The organism is Paenibacillus sp. JZ16, assembly GCF_015326965.1.
Classification (GTDB): domain Bacteria; phylum Bacillota; class Bacilli; order Paenibacillales; family Paenibacillaceae; genus Paenibacillus_AQ.
This window is the reverse complement of the sequence record NZ_CP017659.1, coordinates 6,047,440-6,062,193: the sequence shown is the minus strand read 5'-3', so window position 1 is coordinate 6,062,193 and position 14,754 is coordinate 6,047,440. Positions and strand designations below refer to the sequence as shown.

9 protein-coding genes are annotated in these 14,754 nt (G+C 48.6%); 4 read left to right on the top strand and 5 right to left on the bottom strand.

Annotated features, from left to right (window positions below):
• Window positions 1–127: 127 nt before the first annotated feature.
• From BJP58_RS27025 to BJP58_RS27005, 5 genes are all read right to left on the bottom strand, one after another.
• The gene (locus tag BJP58_RS27025; RefSeq protein ID WP_233354781.1) at window positions 128–3,445 is read right to left on the bottom strand and encodes an ABC transporter permease; all 3,318 of its coding nucleotides are present in this window, start codon (window positions 3,443–3,445) and stop codon (window positions 128–130) included.
• Window positions 3,446–3,458: 13 nt separating this feature from the next.
• Window positions 3,459–4,160, bottom strand: coding sequence for an ABC transporter ATP-binding protein (locus BJP58_RS27020; RefSeq protein ID WP_194541351.1), 702 nt, complete (start codon window positions 4,158–4,160; stop codon window positions 3,459–3,461).
• 375 nt (window positions 4,161–4,535) lie between these two features.
• Window positions 4,536–5,543: a C45 family autoproteolytic acyltransferase/hydrolase gene (locus BJP58_RS27015; RefSeq protein WP_194541350.1), complete on the bottom strand. Its 1,008-nt coding sequence runs from the start codon at window positions 5,541–5,543 to the stop codon at window positions 4,536–4,538.
• Between the two features lie 128 nt (window positions 5,544–5,671).
• Window positions 5,672–6,154 carry an SRPBCC family protein gene (locus BJP58_RS27010; RefSeq protein WP_194541349.1) on the bottom strand — a complete coding sequence of 161 codons (483 nt, stop codon included), beginning with the start codon at window positions 6,152–6,154 and terminating at the stop codon, window positions 5,672–5,674.
• A 66-nt stretch (window positions 6,155–6,220) separates the two neighbouring features.
• Entirely contained in the window at window positions 6,221–6,538 is a 318-nt protein-coding gene (locus BJP58_RS27005) for an ArsR/SmtB family transcription factor (RefSeq protein ID WP_194541348.1), read from the bottom strand.
• A gap of 144 nt (window positions 6,539–6,682) precedes the next feature.
• Between BJP58_RS27005 and BJP58_RS27000 the strand changes: the two genes are divergently transcribed.
• The 4 genes from BJP58_RS27000 to BJP58_RS26985 all read left to right on the top strand — a co-directional run bounded on the left by BJP58_RS27000 (window position 6,683) and on the right by BJP58_RS26985 (window position 14,632).
• Window positions 6,683–7,489, top strand: a complete 807-nt coding sequence (locus tag BJP58_RS27000) for an AraC family transcriptional regulator (RefSeq protein ID WP_233354780.1) — start codon at window positions 6,683–6,685, stop codon at window positions 7,487–7,489.
• Between the two features lie 82 nt (window positions 7,490–7,571).
• Window positions 7,572–8,537, top strand: a complete 966-nt coding sequence (locus BJP58_RS26995; protein WP_194541346.1) for a proline dehydrogenase family protein — start codon at window positions 7,572–7,574, stop codon at window positions 8,535–8,537.
• Between the two features lie 173 nt (window positions 8,538–8,710).
• Window positions 8,711–12,544: a copper amine oxidase N-terminal domain-containing protein gene (locus BJP58_RS26990; RefSeq protein ID WP_194541345.1), complete on the top strand. Its 3,834-nt coding sequence runs from the start codon at window positions 8,711–8,713 to the stop codon at window positions 12,542–12,544.
• Window positions 12,545–12,919: 375 nt separating this feature from the next.
• Complete coding sequence (locus BJP58_RS26985) at window positions 12,920–14,632, top strand: cellulase family glycosylhydrolase (RefSeq protein ID WP_194541344.1); 1,713 nt, start codon at window positions 12,920–12,922, stop codon at window positions 14,630–14,632.
• Window positions 14,633–14,754 lie beyond the last annotated feature (122 nt).

Below are 14,754 nucleotides of genomic sequence, written 5' to 3'. Positions count from 1 at the left end.
ACAGTAATTCACATTCCAAATCGCAACTCCTGGCTTGTGTAGGAAGCATTGCAAAGGAGATGAAAAAAAGAGCCTATTCTTCAGGATTGTCTCCTCTCGAATAGGGCTCTCTTGTTGAAACATATAGCTATTCCACCGATTTCAGCGCTTCAATCATATCAATCCGCTTTAGCTTGTAATGCATGGAGGCCATCACAATGGCCGAGAACAACAGCGTCAGCAGTGCCGCATAGCCGTAACTGATTCCATGGATCGCGGGACTGAACATCATCGCATCCACTTCTGCGGTTAGTAGCACGAACCGGTGCAGGAACACGCCACCCAGACTGCCCGCTATAATCCCCAGCGCGGTCAGAATCATATTTTCGCGATAGATGTACATGGTTACTTCCTTATCATAGAAGCCAAGCACCTTGATCGTTGACAGCTCCCGTATCCGCTCGGATACGTTAATATTCGTCAGATTGTACAGCACGACAAACGCAAGTGCCGCAGCAGATACAATCAGGACAACCACCACGACGTTCATGCTGTCCATCGTATCACTGAAAGCGTCGCTTACCCCGCTCGTGAAGCTGACCATTGCCACCCGCTGGCTTGCGGTTAACGATTCTCCAAGCTGGTCTTCCCACTCCGGATTGTGATCGTGGTTGTCATACGTCAGCAATTGACTGTTCACTTCCGGCCCTGCATCAAAAATCTCTTCGTAATACAGCGGCGTCATATAGACGTAGTGCATGGCATAGTTCTCCGTTATCCCGGCTACACGTATTTCAAAGGGATCGTTGTCGCTGTTCTGTACGGTGAAGGTACTGCCAATCTTGAGATCAAACAGTTTGGCGAGCTTCTCGGTAATGATCGCACCGTCATCCGTCAGGGACAGCGTCTGCTCCTGCCCACGGGATTTCAGGATGATAAACGAATCGATCTCATCTGGCGATTGCGGCACGAACAAACTCACATCCTGAGTATTCACCCCGGGGGCGGCCGCAGTCATCGCCTCTTGCGTCACATTTAAAATCCCCGTAATCTCCGGCGTTTCCGCAATGCGCTTGTTATAATCCTCCAGCATGCCGTTATCGCCGTTATCGTCTTGGAATACAACGGTCGCCTGATGCTGCATAATCTTTCCGTATTGCAGCGGCGCGATATCCCCGATGGAATCCTTGAGACCGAAACCGGTCAGTATCAGGGCCGTGCAGCCGGCAACGCCGCAAACGGTCATAAACATCCGCTGCTTGTAGCGGAACAAATTACGGGCGGTGACTTTTCCAATAAAGCCGAGCCGGTTCCACACCCAAGGAACTCGCTCCAGCCATATGCGGGATCCGTTCTTTGGGGCTCTGGGGCGCATCAGGACCGAAGCGTTGCTTCGAAGTTCCACCCGCGTCGCCACATAAGCGGTCATGGTCGTACAGAGCACGGCCACGATGATCGAGATGATGCTGTAGCTGAGATAAAATCGCGTTCTCACATCCGGCAGGTTGTATAAAGCGCCGTAAGCATCATAGATAATAGCGGGAAACAAGGTGAAGCCGATACCCAGTCCGGCTGCTGAGGCCGCAACACTTGCCAGCGTCGAATACACCAGGAATTTTTTCATCACATCCCGATTGCTGTATCCAAGTGCTTTCAAGGTCCCAATCTGCAGCCGCTGCTCCTCAACCATACGAGTCATCGTTGTCAGGCTGACGAGGGCGGCGATCAGGAAAAAGAATACCGGGAATGCCGTTGCAATGGAAGATAAGCGGTCCGCATTATCGCTGTACTCGGTATAGCCCGGATTGACGCTGCGGTCCATGACGTAGACTTTGGGCAGCTCAAGCTGTTCCAGCTCCTTCTGTCCCTCCGCCACTTCCTTCTCGCCATCGGCGATTTCTCGCTCAGCCTTTGCTTTTTCTTCATTAAATTTCTTTAAACCCTCCTGGTATTTCTCCTGTCCTTGGCTAAGCTCCGCTTTCGCATCTGCGAGTTTGGCTTCCCCTGCCTGCTTAGCAGCAGCAAGCTCCTCCGTTCCTTGCTTCAACGAAGCTTCACCCTGCACGAGCTGACGCTCGGCTTCCCGAAGCTTGGCCTCACCTTCTTTTAGTTGTGCCCGGCTTGCATCCAGCTTCTGCTGAGCGTGATCCATCTGTTGCGAAGCTGCGTTTAAACCGCTCTGGAACGCAGAAGCAGCCTTTTGCAAAGCAGCTCCATCCAATGCTCCCTCCATGTAACCCGCAGTGGCTGCTCCCAGCTTCGGATCTGCTGCCTGAGCCGCTGAAAGCAGCTCTTGCCTCTGTTCTTCCGGTATGTCTTTCGGATCTAAACCGGAGATTTGCTGCAGCGCCTTCGCCAATTGCTGCCCTTGTGCCAGCTTTGGCGCAAGCTCCAACTTTTGTTGATCCAGTTGACTTTGACCTGTCTTAAGCTGGGACTGTCCCTGTTCCAACTGCTGATGATTCCGCTTCAGCTCCGCTCTGCCCTGGGCAAGCTTTCTTGCCGTGGCATCCAGCTTGGCTTGTCCCTGTGCCAGCTCGGTTTGAAGTTTATTCACGCCATCGCGGTAGGATTGCTCTCCTTCATTCAGCTTGATTTTCGCTCCCTTTAACTCCTGCTCCGCATCGGTCAGCTGCTTCTTGGCATCCTTGATTTTGTCCAATGCCTCATTCAGCTTCTTCTGCCCCTCGGCACGAATCTCTGCCAGCCGCTCCCGGGGCATGGTCTTCAGTGCCAGTTCTACCGCTTCTTTGTGCCGTTTGATCTTCTCGTCATACTCAGGCGTATAGGGAGCTGATTCAGCGGTGTCCTGGAAGGTCAGGTAGGCTTCCGTATATACAGGTAGTTTAAAGTCCTGCTCCGGTATAACGGCGAACACATCCGCAGTCCCCTTGCCGATGCCGCTCGTTCCCCGGCTCATGCTGCTGATGAACAGCGGACTCTTCGCCCTTCCCACGACCGTATAAGTGAGGTGGTCAAACGTTTTCTTGAGATTGACTTCCTCATCCGGATTGGTAAAGGTAATCTGATCCCCCAGTTTAAATTCGTTCCCCCGATCTCCCGCGTCGATGACGATCTCTCCAGCGGCCTCCGGCATTCGACCTTCTGTAAGCACGTATTGATTCAGATTATTTCCTGGGTCATAGGAGAGGACCTTCGCGATCCGCCCGCTGTCACCGAGAAATACGTCTGCACTATAGCCAGGTTGAACCTCATCCACTCCGGCAATCAACTTCAGCTTCTCGATATCGCTTTGTTCGAGACCCAAGGTGGACTGAACCTTAAGATCCATCAGCTTTAAATCGCTATAGTAGTGATCCGCTGTGTCCAGCATATCCGGACCCGTGGCTTTTATCCCCGCAAAAAAACCGACGCCGAGCATAATAATGGCAAAAATGGACAGAAACCGAGCTTTTGTCCGCGTTATTTCCCGGAAAATATCAGTCCACAACGCTCTTTTCTTCATAATATATGTCTCCCTACCACTCGATGTTGTCTACAGAAACGGGGTTCGGATTCAAAACCATGTTTCGGACCTTGGCATTGTTGATCTCGATGACCCGATCCGCCATCGGCGTCAGGGCAGAATTATGCGTAATGACGATAACCGTCGTTCCGGTATGGCGGCAAGTGTCTTGGAGCAGCTTAAGCACCTGCTTCCCCGTATGATAATCAAGCGCACCAGTGGGTTCATCGCAGAGAAGCAGCTTCGGCTGCTTGGCGAGTGCCCTGGCAATCGCTACCCGCTGCTGTTCTCCGCCGGACAGCTGTGCCGGAAAATTGTTCAGACGATTACCCAGGCCGACATCCCGCAATACTTGCTCTGCGTCCAGGGCCCGAGGAGAAATCTGCGAAGCCAGCTCCACATTTTCTTTTGTCGTCAGATTGGGAACCAGGTTATAAAATTGAAACACAAATCCGACGTCATTTCGCCGATAGCCGGTCAACTCCTTGCTGTTAAACCTTGAAATATCCGTTCCATCCACGAGTACTTGTCCCTCATCCGCCGTATCCATGCCGCCCAATATATTCAGCACCGTGGATTTGCCTGCACCGCTGGGACCGACAATGATCGCAAACTCGCCTTTTTCAATCTCCAGGTTGATTCCATCATTGGCTACAATCGTGGTCTCTCCCATTCGGTAGCGCTTATATTCATCCTTCATGCTCACAAAAGCCATGTGTACCCCACTCCCAACTCATGGTTGCAATATCGGCTAAAATCGTTATGTAAACTAATGTAACCCAAAAGAGGACTTATCCGGTGCTTAAGCCAGAGCGCCGTTCACCGTGATTGGATACGAACTTCGGCATCTGTCGTGACTGTGCTAAACCTCTTGTTTGTGTCTTTACCGTTGTTAGACTCCTTGTTTTCTGACGTTCATTCAATGAAATGATCCTTTAAAATCAGTGTAGCACAAACAAATCGGCCAAAGAAAACGCAGCCACCCCCGCGGGTGGCAATGTCACAGAATGTTCCAAATTCGAAATAGCCCTAGCAGCACAAAAAAACGCTTCTTCGCCTAGGAAGAAGCGCTTCTCTGATAGATTTATTGTCAATCGATATGCCCAGTCAGTGTTGCCTCCTGAAGATCCTTGCCTTCGACCCAATCCCTGAACGAAAAATCAAGCACGCGCCCCTGAGCAAGCGATGTCATGACCCTTCCTTCTTCGAAGGCGTACGAAAAGGTATGCAGCGTTCCGAACAAATCGTCGTAATCCGTAAAAAATAACGGGGACTTTCGGTCCTTAAACAAACCGAAAACCTCGGTTTGGGTTAACTGTTCAGCATCCAAGCTATCGATATAACGTTTACGCCGAAGGGAATGCTCGATGGATGGCCTGTTTTTGCCCGTCAAAGCCTCATAATGGTTAACGCAGGCGATCACCGCCGCCTCACCCGCACGGGTAATCACTTGATCCGGACTTGCTTCCACAACGGCAATGTTCCCTCGTGCATCCCCTATTGAAAAGTTATAACACGCCGCATGGGGAATATGGCGCAGCATATAAGACGCTTCTTCTACAGTACTGCATGACTCCAAAATCATCCGAACGCCGACCCAAGGCGACACACCCGCCTGGTATCCGTCAAAGCTGACAAAATGAAGCCCGGCGGCAAGCCCTTGCTCATTCACCCCGTCATGCCTGCCTATTGCCTGCAAATTATAGCCTGCACTCGCTAAGCCTTGATCGGCTTGAGCCACTGTAAAATAACCATCGTAAAACGCAGGCGTAAAATCGTAATTTCTTACGTAATACGTAGCCGTGATCATCGCCGAGCATCCCATGGCCGCGACTTTCGGGACGTCATATCCGCCGAGAATCGCCGCGGCTTTGGAAAACGGCATTTCCAAGCCTTCCGCCAGCCCTTCAAGCTCCGACAACAGCTGCGGGGCAAATTCGTTATAAATGCTCTTCAGTTGTTCCGTGTCGATCTCCGGCTTGGTGACCGCTTCGAACGCTTTTAATATCGGTTGATTTCGCAGACTGCGACCCAGCTTAAGCCCGTTATGATAGTTATCTTCTCTAAGCTGCAAGATGTGTACCGTGTAATCCGGCATTTTAACCCCTCCACCCAAGCGGTTTCCATATGGGAATATATCCCTAACCCGATTATAGATGCAATTCATCCATCTTCCAACAAAAAAGCTCCGACCCGGATGTTTACATGCTGGGTCGGAGCAGATTGTTATGCACGCGGCAATTGTTTAAATACTTGAACGTATTGCTCGTATTTTTCGGACCAGGCGTCTTTGCGCGATTTAAGCGTCCTGCCCTCCAGCAGTGCTTCAATGACGTCCAGACATACGTCCCAACCGGCAATATCCTTCGGTGTATGATCCGTAATTTTCGTTATCGTCTCGATCAATACCAGACGACAGCCTTCGGACTCTGGATGCAGCTCAAAACGCACACGGTCCTCTCCCCACGTATACTCCAGTACCGAAAACTCCCGATAGTCCGTAATTTCAAATTCTTCGAACGTTCCATCCTGCATGTCAAATGTAATTCTTCCGCCTTGACGCAAATCTTCCACCTTCAGCTCCGAAAACCACTGTGTGAGCTTGTCATTATCCGTCAGATAGGACCACACCTTCTCAACCGAATGCTTCAGGCGGCGTTCAAATCGGACAGTCGTTCCGAACTCGTCTTGCTGTACTACTGCCAGCATTTTTCATCCTCCTCAGGAATGTTTTTATTCAAAAATGGATCTTCCAATCAAACTACATCAGGATGTTTAAGGAGATTCATCCTCATCCAGCAGCCTCTCCAGATCATTCAGCTTATTCGTCCAGAACTGACGGTAAGGCTCCAGCCAGTGGTGGATTTCCTCCAGGGGCTTGGCATTCAGACTGTACACATGCCTTTGTGCCTCTTTCCGCAGCGAGACAAGACCGGCTTCCCGCAAAATGCGCAAATGCTTGGACACGCCTGGTTGGCTGAGCTGCATGAGATCTACAATCTCGCCTACCGTGCACTCTTTCACGCGCAGATAGTCCAATATCGTCCTGCGGTTCGGTTCTGCCAATACTTCAAAAAGGTTATCGTTCAACATGTTTATTATATTACTTTATAGTTATATTTCTGTAAAGTTATATACAAATACGGACGCAATCTTTGAACAAACATAACGCCTTCCTTATAATGAATCTATTGATGTTTGAAGGAAGGACTGACGGTAATGCCCGATATCATTTTTTTGCGTGATCCTGACCTGCCGTTTCTTGAAATTAAAGAATGCGATACTATAGACAATCTTTCTTATAAGAAGCATTTTCACGAAGAAATTTCCATTGGCCTCATTGAAAAGGGAGCCACCCGCGTATGGTCGGCCGGGAAACGGTTTGAGGCTGCCCAGGGGCATATTGTGCATTTTCCGCCGCTGCTCCCTCATGCCTGTCATCCCGAGAATCCTGCAAACTGGAAGTACACGATGATTTTTGTCCATCCCCGGTGGCTCGGTCAAACCTCTTCGGACTATGATTCCAAATACCATCAACCCCATATGCCCATCCTGCATCCGAAATATCAAAACGAACGATCCCGTTATCTGATCCGTTCCTGCAGGACCCTGTTTCAGCAAAATGCCACTCCCCTCGAAGTGGAGTCCGTGCTTATGACATTAATGCGGGAGACGGGTCTCCTTCAAGAGGAAGCCGCTATGGCGTCTAGCGGCAGCGCTCATCAATCCCCGGCTATTCTGCGAGTGAAGCAGTATCTGGATCATCATTACAAAGATCGCATTACACTTGATATTCTGCAAGGCATCTCCGGAGTCAGCAAATTCCACCTGATTCGGATGTTTGCAGAATCCTATCATCTTGCTCCCCACGCTTATCAGAATTTACTGCGCATCAATTATGCGAAAGAACAGCTACTGCAAGGAAAAACCATAGCCGATGTTGCTGCGGAGACCGGGTTTTACGATCAGAGCCATTTCACGAGAGCTTTTGCCGGTTGCGTAGGGACAACGCCACTTCGGTATGCAAAAGCAGCGACATCTTAAACAAACCGCAATTTTATACAAGACCCTCTCGCCTATACGTTGATAGAATCACAGGAGATCTTAATCAAACGAGGTGTTTAACTTGAACGATTCATTAACGGAACTGGCTTTTGCCGACGCTTTGAAGTCAGTCGCCCGTAACCTGCAACTTAAACAGTACGTCCAGCAATCCGCCGAATGGTATCCGATCCTGCTGCGTGCAGCAGAGCGTTTTGTCACGGGCGATGTGCTGGAACAAGGTTTGTCATGTCGGGATGCTCTGGACGCCAAAGGTTATCGCACTTCGCTGGAGTATATCGGGGAGAATACGCTGACTGAAGCGGAATGCACGCACGCTTTCCTGGAGTTTACTAAGTTAATTGAAGCTTGTGCGGAACAGAGGACAGGAACCCGCATTTCACTCGACCTGTCCCATATCGGATTATCGGTAGGCGAGGATTTGGCATACCGGCATCTTCTCGGACTGGCTGGCCAAGCCGAGGAAGCTGGATTGGAGCTGGTCATCAGCATGGAGGAATCCGCCAAAACGGATGCCATCCTTAAACTGTACAGAAAAGCTTCGGCCCAATTCACGAATGTCGGTATTACTTTGCAAGCGCAGCTCCCGCGAAACTTGGAAGATCTCGAAAGAATTCTTGCCGACGGCTCCGGCACGATCCGTATTGTGAAAGGTGCTTATCAGGAACAAGAGGGGCACTATATTCCCCGTTCCGAGATGCTGACTTCGAGATATGTACAAATGGTGGATTTATGCATTCAAGCAGGCAGGCCCGTATCGGTCGCCACCCATGATGAAAGGATCCTGCGGCATATCACCAGCAACGAAATGTATCGCGACTCAGCCGTCGAGCTTGAAATGCTGTATGGCATACGTCCGGACCTGTCCAGACAAATGAAAGATGACGGCTTCCCTATTCGGATTTATCTGACTTACGGTGAGGAATGGTTCCTGTACCTGTGCCACCGCATCGCCGAGTACCCGCCGAATATATACGATGCAGTGACTCGGTCGATCCTGGGCGGCACCGATACAATTAAACAATATTGATCAACATCAGCAGGGAAGAAACGGCAGAAACACGCTGTTTCTTTCTTTTTTATGACCAGGTACTAAAAAATATTTTCGGATTGCCGATGTTATAGTTGAAACTTTATTCTAGGCCAATGCGTCATATTGTAGAGGAAAATAATAACAAAGCTAAATTTCAGGAGGTTGAGTGTGTGAAAAGAATATGGACTGCCTTGCTAGCAGCTATACTGTTAATCCCCATGACATTCCAATCGCAAGTACAGGCGGCAGTGAACATCAGCGTCTTGATTGACGGCGTCAAGCTGTATACGCCTCAAGCGCCTGTCATGATCCAAGGACGCGTCATGCTTCCGATGAGATCCATCTTCGAAGCCTTGGATGCATCGGTCAAATGGAATCAAAAAACGAAAACCGTCACAGCGACCAAGGATGGCACAACCGTCATTCTAAAAATCAACTCCAAGACGGCCACCATCAATAACAAGACGGTAGCGCTGGATGTTCCGGCGAAAAACTTAAAAGGCAACACCATGGTGCCGGTACGCTTCGTAAGTGAAGCCCTCGGCCAAAAAATCGGCTGGAATTCCAAAACGAAAACGGTCACCGTCAAAACAACGAACAATTCAGGCGGCGGAAATAATACCGGTATCGTGCCTGTGAATTATGTGACTCTTCGGGACATTGGTAATACCGGCGACGGCCGCGATCTGCAGGTGAGCTTCTCCAAATCATCCACCGAGTCTTTAATTTCGCATTATCGGGTGATGATTGTAAAGCAGTCCAAGACGTTAAACCAATCTGAGGCACAGCGCGTGTCCTCGGCAGCTTACACAACGGTGTACCCATCCGGCTCGGATCCGACGCTGACCCTCACGTCGGGCTCAAGGGATGTGGATAATGATCTTATCCGCGATAACCAGGCTTATAAAGCCTACGTATTGGCAGTCAGCAAAACAGGCGGCACATATGCCCTTTCCTCGGCTTCGCCGTCGTTGACGCTGACCAACACCAATTCAGTAAACGGGGCAACCAACGTGAAAGCAAGCGATGTGAGCGACTATGGCGATGGCCGTGATCTGCAGGTCAGCTTCACGCGGGCCCAGAATGAGAGCAATGTAACCAACTATCGCGTGTTTGCGGTAAAAACGAAGGATGCTGCCAAGTTTAATCTGGCGGCTGCCAAATCCGTTCAAAGCCAAAATTACACGACGGTAAGTAAAACCAGCACGACGAATACAACGCTGTCCACGACGCTGAGTTCTTCCGCTCGTGATACGTCAGGGGAGCTTATCCGCAGCGGAGTCGCTTACACCGTGTTCGTCCAGTCTGTGAGCAGCAATGAGAACGTGCTTGCAAGCAACCTGTCCTCAGGTTCGTCTTCCATCACCCTCAGCACAGGCAATGCAACGGTTCCATCCATTACGCAGGTGACGGATATCAGCGATTATGGTGATGGCCGCGATCTTCGCGTAAGCTTCAACAAGGTATCCAACGAATCCAACATTCACTCTTATCGCGTGTTTGTCGTAAAGGACAGCAATTACAACAGCTTCAACTTAAGCAAAGCCAATGGTGTATCCAGCTACAACTACACCCAAGTCAACAAAACCGGGAATAACATCAACAACTTGACGCTGGCATCGGGGGCTAGAGACGTAGACGGAGCAACGATTCGCAGCGGCGTGTACTATCGCGTATTCGTCATGGCCGTGAACAATAATAACTCCAATAATAACGTGCTGTCTGCGCCATCTAACTCCATCATCTTGAGTTCCAGCTCCAATGTGGGCGCGGTTACCAGCCTGTCTGTCACCGACGTGAACAACTACAATGACGGACGCGACCTGCAGGTATCATTCACCCAGCCGTCCGATCGTTCGAACATCAACTATTACCAGGTATTCGTTGTAAAATCATCCGATAGCTATTTCGATCTGTATAGAGCCAATAACTTAAACAACAGCTATTATTACACTCAAATCAATAAGAACAACAGCAGCAACTACATTACTCAAACCCTGAATTCCAACAGCCGTGATATCGATGGAGAGCTCATTCGCAATGGTATCAGCTATCGCGTATATGTCCTGTCCGTAGGTTATTCAAATAACAATGCACTATCCAATTACTCATCGATTACGCTTGGAAACAACAATCAGGGCAATGTAAACCCTGTTTCCACGCCAACCTTGTCCATTATCGGCAATAATGGTAACGGAAGCGATCTGAGAGTCGCCTTCAGTCCCGCTTATGGCGAAAGCTACATCGATCATTACCGGATTCTCGTTGTGAAGTCAAACCAAAGCCTGAACGTGTCGCAAGCTTATGACAACAATTATTTCACCACAGTTTACAAAACCGGCGGAACCATCACTCGGGATTTGACTAGCACGACGAAGGATTCCGACGGGGATCTCATTCAAAGAGGTTCAAGCTACCGTGTGTATGTCTTGTCGGTAGGCTACTCGAATTACGGCAGAGCACTTTCATCGGTTTCTCGTGACGTAACGATACAAGGCTTGACGGAAGTTGGTAAGGCTGCGAATATTACGGCAGCGGATGAGGGCAATGAAGGCAACGGAAGCGATCTGAAAGTAACTTTCTCCCCTGCTAATGGAGAGAACAATATCGATCATTATCGCATTTTTGTAGTCAAATCATCCAAGGATCTGTCATTATCCCAAGCACAATCAAACAGTTATCACACTAAAGTGTCAAAAGCGAACAGTTACAGTCAAAATTTAGGAGCTAATGCCCAAGACACAGACGGTGAGCTGATTCGGAATGATCAAGGCTATCGCGTGTATGTCTTATCGGTAAGCAACAATTCCTCCAGATACAGCGATGCTCTATCCGCTCCATCAGGCGAAATCAAACTGCAGGGAGTAAGTCAGGTAGGAGCAGCAATTAATGTTCGAGTGATTGATGATGGTGATAAAGGTAACGCTAGTGACCTGAAAGTATCCTTCACTAAAGCTGCAAACGAACAAAATATTAGTGAATACCGAATCATCGTTGTAAATGGATCCGATTTGAACAAATTCAATCTAGATGTTGCTAATGGACTCCCAGCAGAAAGCTATGTTACCGTCTTTCCCGGCACTAACCATAATGGCAATCTCGTAGAAGGCACCCGAGACGCATTCGGAAACGAGATTGCTAACCAACAAAAATACCGTGTGTATGTTCTATCAGTCAGCAACAGTAAGAATATTAGAAACACGCTCTCAGAAGCTTCCAATTTAGTACCATTGGAAAACCAAACAGCTCTGGAGGTTCCCTCCACTGTGAAAGCAGAAATTGCAAGTGGAAGTAGTAATGGTACTGCCAGTGATGTCACTGTCAAGTTCACGGGAACAACTAAAGGGATTACGGAATATCGAATCCTAGTTGTTTCTTCAGATAAAGACTTGAACTTAGAAAAGGCTGAAGCAATAAAGGCTAGCAATCAATACACTGTAGTTAAGCCTAAAGCAGGCGAAATAGAGCAAAAATTAACCAACTCGAACGACGTGAACGATGTTGCCATTTCGGAGGGTAAGGAGTATAAAGCTTACATTCTAGTCGTTGCGGATGGAAAAACGCAAAAATCGAACGCCTTATCTCCAGCATCTGAGAACTTCACCATACCCGCCCCATTCCAAGCTTCGGCCGTTAAAGCCAGTTTGAATAAGGACGGGAAGCTTCAAGTTGAATTCACGAAAGCGATCAATGAGGCAAGCATGGATAGTTATCGGCTGTTGTTTGTGGCAAAAACAGATATCAAAGATTTCAATCTTCAAAAAGCAACAGCAGCCGTTGCCAAAGAGGAAACAAATGTTGCAATTAAACCAAGTGGCGTTAATATTTCAAAACTAATCGATATCCCAACGGTAGATGCATTAAACCAGACTATTAAGACTGATACGGAGTACGCCGTCTATGTTTTTTCAAAGCTAAAAGATCAAATAAATGTGCAGACAGCTACTCTGCTCTCTAAACCATCTAATACCTTGAAATTGCCGACAGCTACAGCAACTCCGTAAAAATTCGGTTAGCGGTATAGAAGTTTCCCATCAAACTTCCAAACGCTTCAGTCCCAAAAGAGCTGACCCTCATGTCAAACTTGACCATGAGGGTCAGCTTTTTTTATCCCTTTCCACCCATCAAGCCCTCTCCAAAACTACCTGCATCTTATAACTAATTTTCACATGATTTTATGAGGAATTATCCGGGTACTTCCAAATGGGAAAATATGATAATTTATAAACTAGAAAGCGCTTTCAAAATACACTTGGAGGTGAATGTCTGCTCTAAATCCTTTCGTGACAACTAGAACCTCAACACCCGACAGATACCTCACACGAAGTCACTCTATTTAAAAACACCGATTTACAACTTCATTACAAAAGGAGATGCTAATGATAAACCTGAATAAGAAATCCCTATGTTCCTTAGCACTTATCGCTGTTCTAGTCCTTTCACTATTCCCATCTTTCGCATCCGCTGCGAAAAACGAACATTCAAGATCTCCAAAGAAAAATCCCCAAGCCTACGTCAACGATATGCAGCCCGGCTGGAACCTTGGCAATTCGCTGGATGCCGTGGGGGCTGACGAAACAGCATGGGGAAATCCGCGCATCACCAAAGCCTTGATCAACCAAATCGCGGCACAGGGATATAAGAGTATCCGCATTCCGGTAACCTGGAACAACCATATCGGCAGCGGGCCGAACTATACTATCGACACTGCTTACATGGACCGGGTACAGGAGGTTGTCGATTGGGCGCTTAAAGCCGATCTGTATGTCATGATCAATGTCCATCACGATTCTTGGCTATGGATCAGCCATATGGAGAACAATCGCAATGAGGTCGTTGCCAAGTACAACGCCGTGTGGACTCAAGTTGCCCATCGCTTCCGGAACCATTCCAACAAACTGATGTTTGAAAGCGTCAATGAACCTCGTTTCTCGGATGGAGGGACCACCGACGAAACGAAAGCATTTCAGATGCTGGATGAACTTCAAACGTCATTCCATCAGATCGTCCGCGGCTCTGGAGCACGCAACGCAACCCGGCCGCTTGTGCTATCTACCCTGGAGGCCTCTCCAACCCAGGAGAGAATGAGCGAACTATATAACACCATGACGAAGCTGAATGACTCCAATCTGATTGCGACGGTCCATTATTATGGATTTTGGCCGTTCAGTGTGAACATCGCGGGTTATACCCGTTTTGAGACGGATACCCGGAACGATATCGATCAAACATTCAACAATGTGTATAACACCTTTATCGCCAGAGGGATTCCCGTCATCCTGGGTGAATATGGACTGCTTGGCTTCGACCAGAGCACAGGAGTTATTGAGCAGGGGGAGAAACTGAAGTTCTTCGAGTATCTAACCTATTATCTCAAAGAGAAGAACATTACCCATATGCTATGGGACAATGGCCAGCACTTTAAGCGAACCGCTTTTACCTGGTCCGATCCGGAGCTGTACAACATCATGAAGGCGGGTTGGAGCGGTCGTTCTTCCACGGCTGACACCGATCTGGTCTTCGTAAAAAAAGGAGCGGCCATCCAGAATAAGAGCATACCTTTGAACTTAAACGGCCACACGTTAACCGAAGTCCGCACAAACGGACAACTGCTAGTTGCCGGGCAGGATTATACGCTTAATGGGAATGCGATCACGTTTACGTCCAGCCTGCTGTCCAGACTGACTTCATCCGGCCAATTCGGCGTGAATGCTGTATTGACGGCCAAATTCAACCGCGGTGCGGACTGGAATTTCAGGGTCATCTTCCATGATAAGCCCGAGCTTCGCAACACGCAGGGTACAACCGATTCGTTCAGCATTCCAACGACGTTCAACGGAGATCAGCTAGCCACGATGGAGGCGGTATACGCGACGGGAGGCAATGCAGGACCGCAGGACTGGACCTCCTTCAAAGAGTTTGAATATACGTTCTCCCCATCCTACTCGACGGATGAAATCAAGCTCAAGCCTACCTTTTTTAATGAGGTCAAAGACGGAGAAGTGATTCTTAAATTCCATTTCTGGAGCGGCGAGGTCATCACCTATAAACTTACGAAAAGCGGAAGCAGCGTAACCGGTAACGCTTCTTAGGACATCCTTTATAACTTTAACGGCCTGTCGGGATTCTTCCCGCAGGCCGTTTTTTCATTCACTATGACTGCAACTCCCATACACGCGACGGCAGATTAGCAGCTGCATACTGCATGCGAATT

Excerpts from the sequence above, each read along its gene's own strand:
- BJP58_RS27020 (WP_194541351.1), bottom strand. The coding sequence starts at position 4,160 with ATGGCTTTTGTGAGCATGAAGGATGAATATAAGCGCTACCGAATGGGA.
- BJP58_RS27025 (WP_233354781.1), bottom strand. The coding sequence starts at position 3,445 with ATGAAGAAAAGAGCGTTGTGGACTGATATTTTCCGGGAAATAACGCGG.
- BJP58_RS27005 (WP_194541348.1), bottom strand. The coding sequence starts at position 6,538 with ATGTTGAACGATAACCTTTTTGAAGTATTGGCAGAACCGAACCGCAGG.
- BJP58_RS27010 (WP_194541349.1), bottom strand. The coding sequence starts at position 6,154 with ATGCTGGCAGTAGTACAGCAAGACGAGTTCGGAACGACTGTCCGATTT.
- BJP58_RS27015 (WP_194541350.1), bottom strand. The coding sequence starts at position 5,543 with ATGCCGGATTACACGGTACACATCTTGCAGCTTAGAGAAGATAACTAT.
- BJP58_RS26985 (WP_194541344.1), top strand. The coding sequence starts at position 12,920 with ATGATAAACCTGAATAAGAAATCCCTATGTTCCTTAGCACTTATCGCT.